Here is an 18,173-nt window from a genome sequence, read left to right on the forward strand (position 1 = left end):
GACGCGGTAGCGGCTTCCCGAAGGGTAGAACGCCAAGGAAGAGAAGAAAGAGAGGTTTTAGTTTTGTGTTTCTTGTATTTTTTGACGCAGATCGTCTAGAGGGGAGGGTTGGTTGAGCGGTTCATCTGGGCAAAATTCCATAGTTATTTTTACTCTGACTTTGCCTTTTTGCCAGTTACCACCAGGCTTCATTACTTCACAAATTACACCCTCACCTAGCCACTTTTTCTTTTGTTTTACCCAATTTTCATCTTTTTCCAAAGAGTTAACGTCTACTTCTATTAACCGTGATTTCATTGTTTTGAGCAATTTACCTACTTTAAACATAGGTTCATGAATTAAAACTCGCTCTTGAGAGTTTTCTAAAGACAAAACTGCATCTTCACTGTTCAGTGGCTCAAATTTATTGTTCATGTCAATTTTTTTCTTTACTTATTTAGATGGCAATAAATGAAAGCGATCGCTCTCAAATCAAAAAATGCCCGACACCCAACGACTGAAGTCGCGGCTATACAAACAAAGCCTGCCTACGCATGCTTGAAGTTAGTTAGTCCGCGCAGGCGGACTTTGTCTGTGTAGCCGCGACTTTAGTCGTTAGGCTATGCATGTGTAGCCGCGAATTCATTCGTTTGGTATTAAAAGAACCAACCGTAGGAATGCAATCCTTTACCTAAGAGATTGACGCCGAGGTAGCAAACCCAGACGACAATGAAGCCAGTTGCTGCTAAAATGGCGGGACGACGCCCTTGCCAACCGCGCGTGATGCGGGCGTGGAGATAGGCGGCAAAGACTAGCCAGGTGATTAATGCCCAGGTTTCTTTGGGGTCCCAACTCCAGTATGAACCCCAAGCTTCGTTTGCCCAAACTGCACCGGCGATAATGCCGATGGTGAGTAGGGGGAAACCTAGTCCAATGATGCGGTAGCTGATGTTATCTAGGGTTTCGGCTAGGTTTAGGCGTTGGGGTGAAAGGGGTTCGGATGGTTTGAGTTTTTGCGCTGGGGCGGTTTGTATGGGGCTGAGAACGGCTGTTTTGGCGCTGCCGTTGCGATCCGCTGGTTGTTCAATTGTAGTGCCTGTGGGTTGGGAAACTATTTCTTCAGCGCGGCGCAATTTATAGTGGTTATTCCGAAAGCCTCCTGTACCGACTGAACTACCCCTCAGTTCGATGTTTTGTCCCCGCGTCACGAATAGGAATGCGATCGCCAGCAATGAACCTACCATTAAGGTGGCGTAACTCAGCATCATGACGCTGACGTGCATCATCAGCCAATTCGATTTTAAGGCAGGTACTAGGGGCGCTGCTGACTGCATTTCTGAAGGTAAAGTCATGGTGGCAAATGCAGTAATACCCATTGCCACAGGTGCCGTCGCGACCCCGACTAAGCGCGAACGGCTCATATTTTCGGCGATTAAGTGAATTGTTGTAATTCCCCAAGTTAGGAAAAATAGGGATTCATACAAGTTGCTTAAGGGGAAATAACCGGCTTCTAGCCAGCGCGACCCTAGCATAGCAGCAATGCAGAGGTTGGCGATCGCCATCCCGGCTGTCCCCAAAGCTGGTAAATACGGGATGTTGGGGAATGCTGCGCCTCCCCAATAGATCAGCATGGTAATAAATAAGACAGCGAAGCTTGTATTATCCAGCCAGTTCTGGAGTAAAACCAGATCCATACAGTGTTCTCCCCAATCGATGTTTTAGTATTGTATCCAGAATGTTCCCTACAGTCTGAAATTTATTTTCAGGCTTTATTTTTTCTCATCGCCCCTCTTCCTATTAACGCAAGTAGGGGCGGGTTTAGCGATACCATCACCAAAGTTTCGACCTAGATCTCTTTCCTTGCTCAACAATTTTTCACAGAAACCCGGTTTCTCCGAAAAATCGTTGGTTTGGCAACCAGAGATCGACGGTCGAAACCGGGTTTCTGGCCTCGTTGTGCGTCAGTCCTGAATTTTTCACATAAACCCGGTTTCTTTCCATTGGTCTTTGCTAATAGCTAATAGTTAATTGCTAATCTAGCATTTTTTTGCAGCGAGCCATTAACCAGCCATTAGCTACCTATTGGAGATAACTAGCAACTTGAGTTACTCTCTAAAGAGATGGCTGAGAAAAGCGTTCGGGGGTAGGACTGGGTAAAGGTTTGGGAACTCCGGCTTTTTTCAGCGATACGAAGATATCAAAGCGGGTACTGCGTTCATCGCTAACGGCGGCGGTAACTCCGATACCGCGAATTGGTAAAAGTTGATTTGTCAGGGTTTTTTGGGTGTTGGGATCTGTGGAAAGTTGGAATAAAAAGGTTAAGAATCTAGCTGTACTGTCTATGCCTAAACGTTCAACATCGAGGTAGAAATGACCGTTGTTGGATTTTAGTTCTAAGGGGACTGTGTTGCGGAAGCGATCGCTTTGAGCCAAAGTTGTCTTGGGTTGAGGGACAATCCTGTTGGTAACCCCTCCTCCTAATGACAAGAAAGCAACGTTTTCATCTAACCAACCTTGGGTAATTGTTAATTCTCGATCGGGTGCAATCCAATTTGTGACTGGTTTATTGCCTATGGTTGTTTTTTCTACTTTGAATTTATTTTGATTGCTCATTACTTGGTCGATCTGCTGGATCGTTGTAAGGGCGGCGGCGCGATCGCTGGCTTTTACCATAAATATTAAACCCGGTGCGGGGTTCGCTGCCGATTGATTTTCTCCTGAATTCGAGTTGTCTTGTGGCAAAGGCACTAAAGATAAAGAAAATTCTCCTGACATCCAGGAAAGTAAATCTTTTTCTAAATCCAAGTTGGTAAATTTTTTAACTGAACTGCGAATTTGTTCTGGTTTAAATGGCGTTAGGGGATTTGATTGGGCTTCTTGGATGTAATCTTGCCAAAATCGCTGTAAATTGCTGCCAGACATCATCATTAGGGTGTTGGCGGGTAGGCGGTTGGACATTTTAACTGCTTCGGTTTTCACCGCATATTTTTTGTCGCTATTCGGTTGAAGCCAGGAAATACTTTTAAACAGCAACCCTTCTGGTTTAATTGTCATGGTTGCTGCTAAGCCTTGTTGTTGAATTTGGGCTATATTTTGGGCAGAAAGTTGCGGTTGGGAATTGATAGCAGCGGCGGCGGCTACTGGTACGTTGATAAATAATCTAGCAAAAGGTCGCTCGGTTTCTATTTTACCCAAAGCTTCTCTAAAGCCTGGAGTGTTTGCCAGAGATTCGCTACTACCGAAGGTGTCGATTATTCTTTCGGTAGCTTTTGGATTGGTGGTAACGACTAAGAAACGCCGATCGAGTACAGTTGCTGAATATTGAGTAGAAGCAATATTGAGCGCGTCTCCGGTTTTGGTTTCTTTGATTTCGATGCCTTTGTAGGTGCGGCTAATCCATTTTCCCTGTTGCAGGGGACTGTTAGTCGGTTCTAATGCCTGTTTAGCTTGCAGGGGGTTATCAATCGGCAATATCATCACTACCGACTGTTGATTGGAGTTAGTGCTAGGAGGGGTTAGGGTTGAGGATGACTGGGTGGGATTTGTTTGTTGGGTTGGCAAATAAGCAAAAGTTACTTCTTTACCTGCCCAAGGTTGGATATCCCGCTGGTAATTGTAGCCGTTGGAGGAGAGGAAGCGATCGCGCAACTGCCCCAAAGTCTTGGCAAAAGCAGCTTGGGTTTGTGGCGTACCAAATGACCGCAATTGCTGCCATTGGTTGGGGTCGGTGGAGACAGAAAGCGCGATCGAGGCATCTTTAGGAATCAGATTAGCACCAGGGGGCAATCCCAAAACTGGTTGTTTTTGCACCAATAACCAGTAGGTAGCAGCGCCACCACCAATCAAGAACGCAGCTACCCCCAACGATAGCAGCAACGACGGTTTCTTTTTTTTCTTCATGGGTCAATCGCTAATTGCAAACTTGGCGATTTTTCAGTTTTGTAGGGGCGGGTTTTACCAAAAAATTGGGTCTAAAGCCTCGTCCTTCTAGGACGACTTTCTCCACAACTTCTGCCATAATTTAGTTGGTCTCAGGTAGGATATCCGCCAAGACCTGCCCGACAAATATGCTCCAAACAGTGCCACACGACAGCTGGGAAAATAGATTTGACCACGAGCAACTATAACTCGTTAAACAGTGCAGTAAGTCTTCACCCAGGCTGAATGATTTGAGAAAAACAATTTGGAGTAATCCAGATAGCTTAGGGCATACGCAAATCTCTTCTGAAATAAAGAAAAGGCTCAGAGAGCCAACCCTCAGTGGGAGTCTAGATAGCAAGTGATATTCTAGTGTTCTCGGTTGGGACATAATCGTGTAAGACCTAAGTAGGGGCAACTCGAAAGGGCAGCGATTAGCTTGGGAACCTAAATGTTTGAGGTTAGGAATCTCCTGACTTCAGGCAGGAGAGGATGTCAACAACCATCTATAACCATAATCGACCATTGTTATAAACCCGCCTCCTGACGCGATCGCTCGACGATGTTATAAAGTGTATCCCGTTGTTTGTAAGGACGCCCCAGGGAACGAATCGCCTCTTGCAGGGTTTCCACTTCCATACAAGTACCGCCCACCGCCCCAGCCATCGTAGTAATATGCTCTTCCATTAAAGTACCGCCGATGTCGTTACAACCCCATCTCAAGGCTAATTTTGCACCTTCTAGACCAAGTTTGACCCAGCTGGGTTGATGGTTGGGTATCCATTTTCCCAAAAACAGCCGCGCTACGGCAGTCAGCACCAGGGCGTCTTCTAAAACTGGTTGATCTCGTCCGACGCGGCGGCGCAAGGGTTTCGGGGCTTCCTGACCGACAAAGGGCAGTAAAATGAATTCGGTGAAGCGAGCTGGGTAGCCGCTTTGTAGCGCCTTTTGTTGCAGACTTCGCAACCGAGTTAAATGGATTATCTGCTGTTCTGGCGTTTCAATGTGACCGGAAAGCATGGTACTGGTTGTCGGTACGCCGAGTTTATGCGCTGTCTCGACGATTTCTAGCCAAGTTGCGGTATCGATTTTTTCCGGACAAAGGATGCGCCGCACTTCGTCGTCCAGGACTTCTGCTGCGGTTCCAGGCATCGAACCGACTCCAGCATCCCGCAGGGCAGCAATGACTTCAGAGTACGACAGTCCATCTTCTCTGGCAATAAATTGCACCTCTTGGGGGGAGAAGGCGTGCAGGTGCAGTTGGGGAAATTCGTTTTTGATCGTTTCCACCAAGCGCAGATAATAAGGCAAGGAAGCGCCGTTGAGTTTGGCGTCGAGATTGAGTCCTCCCTGCATACAGATTTCGGTTGCACCCCTCGCTACCGCATCGGTTGCTTTTTCGAGAATTTGCGCCCAATCTAACCAATAAGCGCCCTTTTCCCCAGCATCCCGCCGGAAAGCGCAAAAATTACAATGTTGCTCGCAGATATTGGTGAAGTTAATATTGCGGTTGATGACGTAGGTGACGGTGTTGCCAGCGATGCGCTCCCGCATCTGGTCCGCAGTTTCCCGCATCGCCCCTAAGGCATCCCCATCGGTTTGCTTTAATAAAAAAACTCCCTCTTCCGGCGATAAGTCGTAACCTGCAACGACGCGGTTCAAAATCGTGTCAACAGTTTTAGTCGTCACGGCACATCCACCCAACCCTCTTGTCACTTTCTCAATTTTGCCAGGAAATCCTCTCCCAGGTGCGTTTGTTAGTATGGAATGCAGCTGATTTTTCTCCCTGGGCGCGCTAAGCTTTTATCGGGAACATAGAAAATTGTTGGTGCTAACCATAACGATCTTGATGTTCCCTACTCGCGTTAACGAGGTATTTCCAAATGTTTTAAATCAATCTTTACATTTTTTTCAATTATTTAAAGGTATAATGCAGCCAAAGTAGCTGCTAATGGCTAATGGCTAATGGCTCAATCAGAAAAACTGCTACCATCAGCAATTAGCCATTAGCAACTAGAGTTAAACTATTGGTTGGAGAGGTTATAGGAAAATGGATAAAGAGAAAAAACAGTCAAATGAGAAAATTATAAATATTGGGAAACATGCCTTGCCTTGGCTGGTCATATTTGCCGGAATTATATTTACACTTTACTTGCAATTACTAATTCCAGAAGATGTATTTTTTAGCGGCGATGCTGGACTGAAAGCTCTGTTATCCAAGCAACTGGGTTCTGGTCAGTTGCGATTTGATTTAGTCCCCCCTCCACAAACGTGGGTACAAAAACTTTGGAATAATGGTTTGTATCCGTTTGAAACCCCTTTTGTTTATAAATTATACGACAAGTATTGGATTACATTCCCCTATACATTTCCCCTAGTTACCGCGCCATTTTATGCCCTGTTCGGATATCGAGGATTTTATCTAGTTCCTCTCGTAGCAACTTGGGCAATCTGGTTGAGTTTTTATTGGGCGTGCCGTCGGTTAAAAATCAACAGCTTGCTCACAGCTATTGGTCTGGCTGTTGTTATTTTTGCTTCCCATTTATCGATGTACAGTGCCATGTATTGGGAACATAGCCTTGCGGTGGCGCTGGCTTTTCACGGATTTTCTACTTTATTAATTCCCGGCAATTCCCAAGGGTTATCTAAAAAAGATGCCATATTAAGTGGAGTTTTAATTGGTTTAGCCGTCTGGTTTAGACCTGAATTTCTCTGCCTGGTTGGACTTGGCGTTGCCCTAGTTTATTTTGCCTCTTTAAATCAGTTTAGGCAGCTGGATTTTATCAATAAAAGATTGACCTTAGGGAAACTCAACTATCTAACCAAAAACCGAGAAATTTTTGTCATCAGCATGGTGGTGACAGTCGCATTGTTCTTTGTCTCAAATAAATTGATTTACAATCATCCTCTAGGTATTCATGCAATTCAAGTAGTGGAAGAACAAACATTAGCGCAAAGATTAAGAGATGCGCGGAAAAACTTTGGCGAACTCAGTAGGGCAATATTTGAATACTTGCCGATAACATTTTTCCCGGTTATATATTTGGTAATCGCTGCGGTCGCCAAAAGAAGATTCAACATAAAACTTGCCGCAATCTATATAATCTGCTTCTTCTTTATCGTCGGAGTGTCTTTGATTGTTCCCGTTAGCACCCAAAAACAAATTGCCGGTGGATTGCAATGGGGAACTCGATTCTTATTAGTTTTAGTTCCCATTATTTCCTTAGTGGCAATCAAGGAGTTACAATTAATCCAACTAAAAGCGAAACCGGCGATAAAATACGGCTGCTTCTTGCTGTTTTCCATGCTGCTGGTAATTGGAGTTCATAAAAACGTAGTTGCAGGCACGGCTTTTTTAAATAAAACTCATAAAGGTTATTTCCCAGCGATCCAATTTTTGCGAAAAGACCCACATCAGGCGATCGCAATGTCCCATCAATTTGTAGCTCAAGCTTTAGAACCAGGATTAAGTGGAGATAAACTATTTTTTAGGGTAGAAGATAGCCAGAAATTGGTAAAATTAGGCAGTGCTTTAGCAGAGCAAGGGAATCAATCATTTATTTATGTATGCTATCCCCACCGCAAGTGCAAAGTTCCCGAATCCAAACCTGAAGCGCTAAAATTTCGCAAAGGAAATCAACGATTTGGAATTAAATTATCCAAACTAGGGAAGTTTGGTCAGTATCCTATATATAAGGCAGCAATCGCCAAAGAATCATAAGTTGGAGAAACCCGGTTTTTGAGAAAAACCGGGTTTCTAAATTCATCGCATGTGCAATTACTTATCAGAATTAGCCTTGCCCTTTTTGGATAGTTGCCAGAGTGTGGTTTGAACTTTTTTAACAGGATCTGTTTCACCCTTCCAAGAGTAAGTCTTGACTAGGCGATAGTTATACTTTTTTTCCAGGAACTCTTTTAATCCGTCTGGAGGAAGATATATAAATACATCCCTAACCTCTTTTAGCGGATTTGATTTCTTCTTCTCAACAAGTTGAAGATAAAATGATACAAGTCGCACTTGCGGTTTAACTGCATACCTCAGACCCAATAAATTGTACCAATTACCTAGCACAAGCGGGCGTTCAGTTTGGTTAATCACCTTAGTCGCTTCGGGAAGATAAGTTTGTCTATACCGATTCCACCACGTTTCTGATTGAGAACTGACTGCACAGGAAACAACCCCCATAGAAATTAGGAAAACCATCGCGATCTGCCATAGCTTTTTTTGCCAGTTTTTCATAGATAAGGCGGATATCTTAGTAGCAAGAAGGTAAGCAATAGCGATTTGGATACCCAGGTATGAAGGGATCAGATATCGAATCACAGCAGAACGTTTTCCGCCTGAAATTACATCTGGCAGTGCTAAAGCTACCGCTGTCACTCCAATCAAGGTTAAAACAAATAGCCAAACTTGCTTTGGAGTTTGGCGACAGAGAAAATAAACTGCATATCCCACCAAAACTATAATGAATATATAAATTAATAAATTTCGAGTCAGGAAACTTTCATTGATATCAAAAAAAGACCGGCTTAAATTTAAAATCCACGTCCTCATTAAAGCGGGTAAGTGTACTTTTTCCTTTGACCATTCTGTAGTTTCGGTAGCTTCTGAAAAACCACTCAAAATAGCAATTATCCAAGGGATGAAAATGATAGTTCCAGTTAAAGAGGCAAGCAGGTAAGCCTTAACTTGGTTAGTGAAGCGGAACCTTTCGTTAACGATTGCGTAAATGCCATGTCCAATAGCGACTAATCCGGAAAGTAGATATGTATAGAATCCCAATACTAAAGTAGCTGCATAAACACCCCAGCTCAACTTTGTTTGCAGCCGCATTGCTCGCAATAGAGCAGCGCTGGAGAGTAAGATAGTTACTATCCACAGGCTAAAAGGTCGCGCTTCTTGGGCATACAAGAGGTGCAATGGAGAGATAGCTATCAGTGCCATTGCCACCCATCCGGTTAGTGGAGAGGCAAATAATTCTTTGCAAAGCCAATAAATGCAAGGAAACGCCAGCAAACTCACCGCAGCAGAAAAACTTCTGGTGACTGCCACAGAATTACCAAACAACTGCACCCAAAATCGGGCTAATACAAAGTATAAAGGCGGTAGTTGAGGTTCTTCTGTTGCCAAACCCTTAACTAAATCAACCAAACCTTTTTCTGGATTGGGATACTGATATTTTCGCCACTCTTCTACAGTCATTTCATTACCCTGCAAGGCTGACTGTTGAATTTCTTTAAAGCTGTAGCCAGAAATTCTGATTGAAGTAGCGACTTCATCATTCCAGTAGAGTTTTTTATCCAGGTTAGCAAATCGAAAAAACACGCCCAACACTAACAGGATAATTATTAAAAATCGTAACCAATTGTAATAAATTGGTTGTTCTTTTGAAAGCATGAAATCCTCGCTAACTGGTGTTTAAAGGGGATAGAATTGAGTTATTTAGTTCGATCGATATCCGGAGCGCTTTGATTTAACGAATTAGAGACTTCGCTTTCTTCTAAAGCTTTTCGGGGATCGCTGCGGCGACGGCGATACCAAGTCGCACCGCCTACAAGTATACCCGTCAAACCCAACGCCCCCATCAGCGGTAAAACATCCCCAGTTCTCAACGCTTGTAAACCCGAACTTCCTAACAGTACAAACGGCAAAACTCCTGGTACCGTACCCAAAAGCGTCCCGAGAAAATAATCCCGAAATCGAATCGAAGTCAACCCCGCAGCAAAATTAACCAAACCGTAGGGAATAATCGGCAACAAACGGATTGCAAACATATAAAATAATCCACCCTGACGCATTTCTGCATCCATTGCTTCCCAACGCCCAGCGAATTTTTTCGCTACTAAATCTCGCCCCACCGTGCGGGTAAAAGCAAAAGCGACTACAGCAGCAATTACAGCCGCAATTGTAGTCCAAAGCGTACCCAACCAAGCGCCAAAAATCGCCCCGCCGCTGAGATTGAGTGGCGTTGAAGGCAATATTAATATCGTTCCTACTGTATAGAGGAAGATATAAGTAACGGGTGCCCATACACCCGCCTGTTTTAGCCAAGTTTGCAACTGCGCTTGGTCAATTCCTCCGAGTAGGTAAACCCCCACTCCTGTAGCGATAATACAGACGACTGTAAGCAGGAAAACGCCACTTTTAAAATTCAACACGCAAAACTCCTAATACTGCTGTCATGGAAATTTTTTACTAACTTCAATCAGCTTAACTAGCTCAACACCACGAGGGTCTTTAATAACGTGAACCTATTTCAAATCGAATCCTTGCGCTAGCTGATTACTTTGTGACATGGCTGTGGCATTCCTTAGACGAGTGAGAACAAGTTGCGCTTATTTAGAGGGAGCTTTGATTATACATTCTGCTGACAAAAAAACTAAATTTTCATTCTGCCAAACAGAGCAGCGCTGCACGACACGAGACAAAGCTGGAACGCGCTGCTTCAAATTTGCTTGCACCTCTTTGGCAATTGGTCGCCACTGTTTGAACCAGGGATTTTTAGTCAGATACTCAGAGGTAAAGGCTGAGCGATCTAAAAGCAAAAAATCTACCCCATATTTCTGAATAAAAGTTTTTACCTCTGCCAAGTCGCCGCTGTACTGAGCGCGGATCAGATCGGTTTGGCGTTGGCGAATTTGGTTATAGTAGCCTAAATGATAGGGGTTTGCATATTCCCAACCTGCCAAAATAGAGCGCTTGGCAAAGGTTGGTAGATTATCCACTTCATTCGAGAGAGAGGCGATGAGAATGTCTTTGGGTTGTTTGGAAAAGAACTCATACAGTTGTGGCACCGAACCCACAACTCCATAAGGATGTCTGGGGAAATTGTAGTTTCTCAAGTTCAAATAGACTGGATAAAAAACAAGTGCAGCCCCAAAGAGAATCGTTGCTCCCAGTGCTAAGAAACGTTTCCAATAGAGGCCAGAGTTTGTTTGCCCTCTTGCCCAATCGAGAACCGCATCCAAGATCAATATCAGTGCAATTCCAGCCGCTAAAGCCATTAAAATTCGCAGGGAATGGTATGTATATCGGTTGGGAAAATAAAGCTTTAGCAGCACGGCATGGGCGGTAAAAAACATGCCCAGGGATGCGATCGCCATCTGAAGTAACACCGTCACGCCGCTTTTTACCTGACTCACTAAGGGAAATCGAGAGGGAAATAGCAGCAGAATGGGCAATAAAAACCCAGTCCAGACGACCCAACGAGGCTCAAACGGCCCAGCACTCAGCAGACCGCTTTGCCAGCCATAGAGGAAAAATTCCACAGGATCGTCGCTAAAAAATGGGGATCTTCCGTCTATGCCAAACTCTGGAATTGCCCTTGCTTGGGCGGCTGTAATCGTGGGGCCAAATTGAGACGAGCTTAATGCATAAGGTAACATCGCTAGTGCAGCAACCCCCAGTCCAGCAGCGCAGAAAATATAATCGTTCCGTTCCTCCGACAAAGAGGGGCGCCCATTCTCCCATCGCAAAAGCCGCAGGATTAAAACTCCTGCGATGATGAATACAAATGGGGGATAAATTAGTCCTTCCAGTATGATGACTACCAGACAGGGTATCAGCGATCGCCGCAACAAATAATAGCCAAAAGCTGGCAACAGTGCATATACAAAACCTCTGGGCGTGCTAGTAATTACTGTTTTCATCCAAACATTTTGGTTTAACAGCAATGTGGCGATAAATCCGGCGGCTGGTACTGGCAGTATTTCCATGCAGAAAGCAAAACCGTAGCTTGTTGCAATCAGCATCAGAAATAACGGCAGAATTTTACTTACCAAAATTGGACTGATCCCTATAGCTGCCATCACCTGATAAAAAGCAGCATACCCTGGTGGCGTAACGGATTTGTAATAATCAACTATAAAGTCATTGGGCAGCAAGGCGGGATCTGAAAATTGCTGCAACCAAAATACAAACACCCGCACATCGTCCTCTATTACGTACTCTGCCCTGAAGGCTTTCTGTAGCGCTATCAGTCCGTAAGTTGCGGCAAAAGTCATGCTTAAACTGAACCAAAATATTCCCCGCGAACTGAATGTTTTGGCAGTAGGCTTGGTAATAAATTCGCCATAACGTTGGATTAACATGACAGCAATCAGTCCTAGTTAGCGTACTTTAGCAAAGGTTGGAATCAAAATAAATCATTAAAAATGCGGTAATTCAAAATTTATCTCAACGAGCGAGTTGACTATTTTTCACTTTCTGCCGCTGATAGATCGCTGACTTGATTGGCGGCTTGATTGTTGTCAAACCCATAACTTTCTCGCACCAAATAAAGCGGGCGCCCTTTAACTTCTTCGTAGACGCGACCTAGATATTCGCCGATAATTCCCAGGGTCAGGAGTTGAATGCCTCCCAGAAACAGTACGGCTACCATTAACGAAGCATAACCGGGAACATCGATGCCATCTATCAGCGTGCGAATAACTAGATAAGCGGCGTAAAGCAAGGAAATAAAAGATATGATTAAGCCAACGTAGCCCCAAACTTTCAAAGGGAGAAAGCTAAATGAGGTAATGCCGTCAAGGGCAAAATTCCACAGACGCCAGTAATTCCACTTAGTGGTTCCTTTAAGACGGGGTTGGCGGTCGAACATCACGGTTGTTTGCTTATATCCTACCCAGGCGAACAACCCCTTCATAAACCGATTGCGTTCTGGTAATTGTTTGAGGGAGTCAACTACGCGCCGATCCAATAAGCGAAAGTCGCCGGTATTGGCGGGGATGGGAACCTTACTCATCCTACCGATGGTGTCGTAGAAAGCGTTCGCGGTAAAGCGCTTGAACCAAGTTTCACCGGCGCGCGATCGCCTGGTGGCATTAACCACATCATACCCTTCGCGCCACTTGGCAACTAATTCCTCAATTACCTCCGGCGGATCTTGCAGGTCGGCATCAAAGGGTATCACCGCCGCACCCGTAGCATAGTCAATCCCAGCGGTGAGAGCGATTTCCTTGCCAAAGTTGCGCGAGAAGTTGACAACTTTAATCGCTGGGTTACGATGATGATGCTCGACCAAACACTTAAGGGTGTTGTCTCTACTGCCATCATTGACGCAAACAATCTCATAGCTTGCATTCAGGCGTTTTAGGACAGACTCTAACTCGTTAAACAGGTGGTCGATATTAGGTTCCTCATTGTAAAAAGGAACCACTATCGAGAGTTCTACAGGATTATGGCAGGACATAGTAAAAATACGGAGAAGCTTATAGACTCAAGTCGCGGCTGCTAAAAAATTACGCGGTCTTTGCTTTTATAGCACAGTAATTCTTGGGTATCCTGAATTTTAAGATCGTACTGGGAAATCTCATATCGATGTCTTTGGTGAATTTTTATTACAGTAGAAGTGTATGAGCCGCAGCTTCCCGATTTTTAAACCGCCGACACGCTTTTCCCTAGAACTGTTGCTAATCGCGGGTATAGCCATCGGTATTTTATTACGCCTTCTCAACCTGGGAAGCCGCGAATTTTGGTATGACGAAGTGTTATCGCTCCTCGTCTCTAGCGGGCAAGCAGTAAACTATGATGGGCCGGGACCTGTACCCGTGGTTCTACGTGAATATACGGCTTTGTTTACGGTACCGCTAAACGCAGGCGTGCAAACGATCGCCAACGTCTTCAAAGGTCTGGTCAGCGACGTTCATCCCCCGTTGTCGTTTTTGTTCCTGCATTTCTGGATGCGGCTGTTTGGCAGCAGCGAAATCGCTACGCGGGGTTTGATCGCGTTAATTAGCGCCGGTGCAGTAGCTAGCGCTTACGGACTGGGACGGTTTTTACTAGGGCGTGGCGGCGGATTGATATTAGCTGCCTTACTCGCCACCAATCCTTACTATTTATCCCATTCCCTCAATATCCGCATGTACGCCCCGCTGGTGCTGTGGGCGATTCTCAGCGCTTGGGCGATGCTGCATCTAACAAACATGGGGAATGGGGCAGAAAGTGAGGAAAATGAGGAAAAAAACCCTTCCCCACTCACCAGATCACCCGCTCACACCCTCACCCGCTCAAGATTGTTCTGGAGTTATGTATTAATTGGCTCCGTAGCGGCAGGGTTGTTGACTCAGTACCTGTTTGCCCACTGGGTGATAACGCTGGGTATTTTTGCTCTGGTGTTCGACCGGCGTCGGTGGTGGGATCGCGTACTGCGCTTGGGGATTGGCGTCCTGCTGACGCTGCCTTGGGCATGGTGGGGAACCAGACAGCAACTGCGAAATCGACCCAACCTTGGCGGTCAGTTTGACAGTGCCGGTGGGTTACAGCACTTGACAGATGTAGCTCAAACTTTGGGCAACCATTTAGTTTTGGGAGACTGGGGAACGAGCTTGCCGGTATGGGTTTCTACCGTAGCTGGGACGATAGCGATCGCGCTGTTGGCTGCTTGTGCCATTAGCTTGTGGCGAATGGGAGAACGTCGCAGCTTGCTTGTGGCTTTTGTTTTGGGCATCGTTCCCCTGTTGGTGGCATTGACCATAGATGTAGTAACCAACAAGTACACTGTTGGTTTTGGTCAAGGGAGAACGTTGATCTTTATTCTGCCCGGATGCTTGCTGTTAATCGCGACTTGGCTGTTGCATGCATCTGGGAGGTGGCTGCCGACCGTGGCGGGGGGTTTGCTGTTACTCTATTTGACCGTTGGCGTGGGCGACTATACGCTACGATCGCGCGCCATGTTCCACGAGGTCGCCGATTTGATTCGGCAAGCACCTACAACCCCAACTTTAGTAGCAATGAACTCCAATGCTTGGGGACACGTTCTGCGTTTAGCTTATTACACGCCTCCCAATACTTCGGTGAAGCTATTGGCTCGCGCGCCTGCTAAGCTAGCTCCGAGTTTAGAAAAAGTTCTCCAGGGTGCAGAAGGCTCGAAATATTCTCGCTTAATTTTCTTGGACAGCGCTAAACCAGTGTGGTCTGCTCTAAAAACCGAAACCCAAAAGCAAACCGAAAAGCGCAAAATCGAAAAAGTGTTGCAAACGGCTTTTTGCAACAGCAAACAACCGTGCAAACCAACCAAAACAAAGCAGTTGTCCGGCACGATGGACATCGATCAATTTACTGTCAACCTTTACACTCGTCCTGGTAAATGAGTATCAGCCAACCTAATTCGCTCCTGCCGGTTCCAACTGGCGCTTTAGTAATTCCTGAATTACCGCCTACTTACCTCGATTCGGAGAATGGCACCTTGATTTTTTCCCTAGTTATTCCCACTTTCAACGAGGGAAAAAACGTCGCTAAAATTGTTCAGCAATTAAGTACTTTGCTCGATGAATTTCTCCCCGGAGCCTACGAGCTAATTGTAGTTGATGACAATAGCCCCGACGGCACTTGGAAAATTGCTGAAGATTTAATGCCCCTGTATCCCCAACTGCGAGTGATGCGGCGGGAGAAAGAAAAGGGACTTTCTACAGCAGTAATTCGCGGCTGGCAAGCGGCGCGCGGAGAGGTACTGGGGGTGATCGATGCAGATTTGCAGCACCCTCCAGAATTGTTAGAGAAACTGTGGGGCGAAATTAAGCGGGGAGGTGATATGGCGATCGCTTCTCGTCACGTAGAAGGCGGCGGCGTCAGCGACTGGAGTATTATTCGCCGCTTTCTATCCCGTGGCGCTCAAACTATGGGTTTAATTATCCTGCCAGAAGTGATCGGTCGCGTCACCGATCCGATGAGCGGTTACTTTATGGTACGCCGCAAATGCATCGCTGGTCGCGAAATGAGTCCCCTAGGTTACAAAATACAAATTGAAGTGCTGGCTCGCGGACGTGTACCCTGGATTGGTGAAATCGGTTATGTATTCCAAGAGCGCCAAGAAGGTGAAAGTAAAGTTACTTCAAAACAGTATGTAGATTATATCCGCCACCTGATTCGCTTGCGCTTTTCCGTCGGTCCAGTTGCCCGGTTCTTTCGGTTTGGTATGGTGGGTTTCAGCGGCGTGTTTGTAGACATGACCGTATTTTATATATTGCGTACCATCCTGGGTTTAGGGCTGACTCGCAGTACCATCTTTTCCGCCGAAGTGGCAGTGATCAATAATTTCTTGTGGAACGATTTCTGGACTTTTGGCGATATTTCTAAACGGCAGCCAGGAAAGCGTCAGCGCTTAAAACGGCTGCTGAAATTCAACATTATCTGCCTCGCAGGAATTATTTTACAAACCTTGATCGTAAATTTGCTGTTTGCCATTGGCATCAATGCATATGTCTCAAAGCTGATTGCGATCGCTTTGGTCACCGTCTGGAATTTCTGGCTCAATTTAAAGCTCAGTTGGCGCGTCACCGACGTGCAAAAATAATTGCAGATTTTAGATTTTAGATTGGAGATTGATGAGAAATCCAAAATCTGCGTTCCCAGGCATGAGCTTGGGAACGAGCCAAAATCTAAAATTCCACTGGTTACTATTGTTACTGTGGATCGCAATTGGTATTGCGTTGCGCTTCACTCATTTAGCGTCGAAATCGCCTTGGACGGATGAGTTTTCCACGCTGGTTTTTAGCTTGGGAAACAGTTTTCGCACCGTACCTTTGGATACAGCGATCGCTCTAGATACCTTGTTACAACCGCTACAAACAAATTCAGCGCTAGGTGCAAGGGAAGTAGTGCAAAGCTTGCTATCTGAAACTAACCATCCGCCGCTTTATTTTGTCCTGGCGCATTGGTGGATGGATCTGTTTCCCTCCGATGATGGGTTAGTTTCTTTATGGGTGGCGCGCAGTTTCCCCGCTTTATTGGGTGCAGCTTCAATCCCGGCTATCTTTGGTTTGGCAATACTCGCTTTTCGTTCCCGCTTAGTCGGTCATATAGCTGCGGCGATGATGGCGGTGTCGCCCTACGGCATTTTTTTGGCACAGGAAGCGCGTCATTACACCCTAGCAATTTTATGGGTCATTGCCTCGCTTTGCTGTTTGGTGATTGCCGTGAAAAACATCCAACAGCAAAAACCAATATCTATTTGGATAGCACTTATTTGGGTAGCAATTAACACTTTAGGAATTGCCACCCATTATTTTTTTGCTCTTACTTTGTCCGCCGAAGCAATAGTTTTAATCATGTGGGGCATAGGGCAGACGGGCGTTAAATTTATACTCTCACCTGCACACCTGCACCAAGAAGACAAGGAGTTGGGGAGACGCGGTGACTCGGAGAGTTGTATGGAAACAGTCCCCGCTTCACCGCGTCACCGCGTCCCCGCGTCCTCTTCCGCGTCCCCGCGTCCTCTTCAAACCTGCACAAAAGCTATCTTTCTGAAACATTGGTGGCGCATCTACGCCGTGGTAGCGGGAACCCTGACCGGAGGATTAATTTGGTTACCTTTGATACAGCACGGATACGACAGCAAACTGACTGAATGGATTAAGAATAGCGATCGCATTGGAATAGAATGGATTGCGCCCATTTTTCAAGCGATCGCTGCCTGGGTGACTATGTTGTCTTTACTACCAGTAGAAGTATCCCAACTACCCATCGTTATTGTCTCTGGTTTGGTGATGATTGTCTTTTTTATCTGGGCGTTGCCTATTTTAGTACGCGGGCTAAAAGTCCGGATGCAACAAGCAGGAAATCGTATAGGTATACAGGTATTGGGTGGCTTTATAGTGAGTGCGATCGCCATATTTTTTATTATTACTTACGGAGTCGGCATCGATTTAACGCGCGGTGCAAGATACAATTTCGTTTACTTTCCAGCCGTTATCGTTTTAGTAGGAGCAAGTCTCGCTGTTTCTTGGCGTCAATCTATATTAGAAAAATCTGCTTATACACCCCGTTTAAGAGGGAAAAAAGCAGTCGCGCTAATTTGGCTGATGGGATTGGTAAGCGGACTAACTGTCGTCTGTAATTTGGGATATCAAAAATACTATCGTCCCGACCTTTTGGTATCTTTAATCCAACAACAATCTCAGATACCCGCGTTAATTGCAACGACCCACAAAACCCACGTACAAACGGGCGAACTAATGGGAATCGCTTGGGAATTAAAACGTAAATTTGGGAATAATTTAGCAGCAATTCCTCAGTTTATGTTGGCGCATCAAGAATATATTGGGTCAAATACTGCGACAGTCATGCTGCAAAAAACGCTCTCAAAAATGCCCCGACCTCTGAATTTATGGCTGGTCAATTTCCACGCGCCAGTCGAGTTATCAGCAGAAAATTGTTTGGCTGACTCGCAAGTAAAGCCATCGGTGGATGGTTACGAATACAAACTTTATCGTTGTTTGCAGTTAAGCGATCGTCTGTCAGATTCACAAATGATGGGAATTAATTAAATAACAGGAAA

Annotated in this window: 12 protein-coding genes; 4 read left to right on the forward strand and 8 right to left on the reverse strand. The window is 45.5% G+C overall.

What is annotated here, in order from left to right; all coding sequences use genetic code 11:
• Positions 1-57: 57 nt before the first annotated feature.
• The 4 genes from ACE1CM_RS21065 to cofH form a co-directional block, all read right to left on the reverse strand.
• Positions 58-414 carry a KGK domain-containing protein gene (locus tag ACE1CM_RS21065; protein ID WP_374880054.1) on the reverse strand — a complete coding sequence of 119 codons (357 nt, stop codon included), beginning with the start codon at positions 412-414 and terminating at the stop codon, positions 58-60.
• Positions 415-635: 221 nt separating this feature from the next.
• Complete coding sequence (ccsB, locus tag ACE1CM_RS21070; protein WP_374880056.1) at positions 636-1,673, reverse strand: c-type cytochrome biogenesis protein CcsB; 1,038 nt, start codon at positions 1,671-1,673, stop codon at positions 636-638.
• Positions 1,674-2,091: 418 nt separating this feature from the next.
• Positions 2,092-3,879 (reverse strand): DUF3352 domain-containing protein, encoded by a 1,788-nt coding sequence (locus ACE1CM_RS21075; RefSeq protein WP_374880057.1) that lies wholly within the window; start codon positions 3,877-3,879, stop codon positions 2,092-2,094.
• Positions 3,880-4,425: 546 nt separating this feature from the next.
• A complete protein-coding gene (gene cofH, locus ACE1CM_RS21080; protein ID WP_374880097.1) occupies positions 4,426-5,586 on the reverse strand; it encodes a 7,8-didemethyl-8-hydroxy-5-deazariboflavin synthase subunit CofH in 1,161 nt (386 codons plus the stop codon).
• Between the two features lie 361 nt (positions 5,587-5,947).
• On the opposite strand from cofH, the gene ACE1CM_RS21085 reads away from it, so the two are divergent.
• On the forward strand, positions 5,948-7,618 hold the full coding sequence (locus ACE1CM_RS21085) for an LA_3751/LA_3752 family putative glycosyltransferase (protein WP_374880059.1): 1,671 nt from the start codon (positions 5,948-5,950) through the stop codon (positions 7,616-7,618).
• A 57-nt stretch (positions 7,619-7,675) separates the two neighbouring features.
• Here the strand turns inward: ACE1CM_RS21085 and ACE1CM_RS21090 are convergent, their stop codons facing one another.
• The 4 genes from ACE1CM_RS21090 to ACE1CM_RS21105 form a co-directional block, all read right to left on the reverse strand.
• Positions 7,676-9,295: a glycosyltransferase family 39 protein gene (locus ACE1CM_RS21090; protein WP_374880061.1), complete on the reverse strand. Its 1,620-nt coding sequence runs from the start codon at positions 9,293-9,295 to the stop codon at positions 7,676-7,678.
• A 41-nt stretch (positions 9,296-9,336) separates the two neighbouring features.
• Positions 9,337-10,056 carry a TVP38/TMEM64 family protein gene (locus tag ACE1CM_RS21095; protein WP_374880063.1) on the reverse strand — a complete coding sequence of 240 codons (720 nt, stop codon included), beginning with the start codon at positions 10,054-10,056 and terminating at the stop codon, positions 9,337-9,339.
• Between the two features lie 177 nt (positions 10,057-10,233).
• A complete protein-coding gene (locus ACE1CM_RS21100) occupies positions 10,234-11,988 on the reverse strand; it encodes a hypothetical protein (protein ID WP_374880065.1) in 1,755 nt (584 codons plus the stop codon).
• A 101-nt stretch (positions 11,989-12,089) separates the two neighbouring features.
• Positions 12,090-13,088 (reverse strand): glycosyltransferase family 2 protein, encoded by a 999-nt coding sequence (locus tag ACE1CM_RS21105; RefSeq protein WP_374880067.1) that lies wholly within the window; start codon positions 13,086-13,088, stop codon positions 12,090-12,092.
• 163 nt (positions 13,089-13,251) lie between these two features.
• Here ACE1CM_RS21105 and ACE1CM_RS21110 point away from each other — a divergent pair, with 163 nt between their 5' ends.
• Genes ACE1CM_RS21110 through ACE1CM_RS21120 form a run of 3 tightly spaced genes read left to right on the forward strand, consistent with a single transcriptional unit; the run spans position 13,252 to position 18,162 of the window.
• Positions 13,252-14,988 carry a glycosyltransferase family 39 protein gene (locus ACE1CM_RS21110; RefSeq protein WP_374880069.1) on the forward strand — a complete coding sequence of 579 codons (1,737 nt, stop codon included), beginning with the start codon at positions 13,252-13,254 and terminating at the stop codon, positions 14,986-14,988.
• A complete protein-coding gene (locus tag ACE1CM_RS21115; protein WP_374880071.1) occupies positions 14,985-16,190 on the forward strand; it encodes a glycosyltransferase in 1,206 nt (401 codons plus the stop codon). Before ACE1CM_RS21110 ends, ACE1CM_RS21115 begins: the two co-directional genes overlap by 4 nt.
• A 31-nt stretch (positions 16,191-16,221) precedes the next feature.
• Entirely contained in the window at positions 16,222-18,162 is a 1,941-nt protein-coding gene (locus tag ACE1CM_RS21120) for a glycosyltransferase (RefSeq protein WP_374880073.1), read from the forward strand.
• The last annotated feature ends 11 nt before the right edge of the window (positions 18,163-18,173 follow it).

Source organism: Microseira sp. BLCC-F43, assembly GCF_041929235.1.
Lineage (GTDB): Bacteria > Cyanobacteriota > Cyanobacteriia > Cyanobacteriales > Aerosakkonemataceae > Microseira.

Excerpts from the sequence above, each read along its gene's own strand:
- ACE1CM_RS21105 (WP_374880067.1), bottom strand. The coding sequence starts at position 13,088 with ATGTCCTGCCATAATCCTGTAGAACTCTCGATAGTGGTTCCTTTTTAC.
- ACE1CM_RS21120 (WP_374880073.1), top strand. The coding sequence starts at position 16,222 with ATGAGAAATCCAAAATCTGCGTTCCCAGGCATGAGCTTGGGAACGAGC.
- ccsB (WP_374880056.1), bottom strand. The coding sequence starts at position 1,673 with ATGGATCTGGTTTTACTCCAGAACTGGCTGGATAATACAAGCTTCGCT.
- ACE1CM_RS21110 (WP_374880069.1), top strand. The coding sequence starts at position 13,252 with ATGAGCCGCAGCTTCCCGATTTTTAAACCGCCGACACGCTTTTCCCTA.
- ACE1CM_RS21115 (WP_374880071.1), top strand. The coding sequence starts at position 14,985 with ATGAGTATCAGCCAACCTAATTCGCTCCTGCCGGTTCCAACTGGCGCT.
- ACE1CM_RS21090 (WP_374880061.1), bottom strand. The coding sequence starts at position 9,295 with ATGCTTTCAAAAGAACAACCAATTTATTACAATTGGTTACGATTTTTA.
- ACE1CM_RS21065 (WP_374880054.1), bottom strand. The coding sequence starts at position 414 with ATGAACAATAAATTTGAGCCACTGAACAGTGAAGATGCAGTTTTGTCT.
- ACE1CM_RS21100 (WP_374880065.1), bottom strand. The coding sequence starts at position 11,988 with ATGTTAATCCAACGTTATGGCGAATTTATTACCAAGCCTACTGCCAAA.
- ACE1CM_RS21085 (WP_374880059.1), top strand. The coding sequence starts at position 5,948 with ATGGATAAAGAGAAAAAACAGTCAAATGAGAAAATTATAAATATTGGG.
- ACE1CM_RS21075 (WP_374880057.1), bottom strand. The coding sequence starts at position 3,879 with ATGAAGAAAAAAAAGAAACCGTCGTTGCTGCTATCGTTGGGGGTAGCT.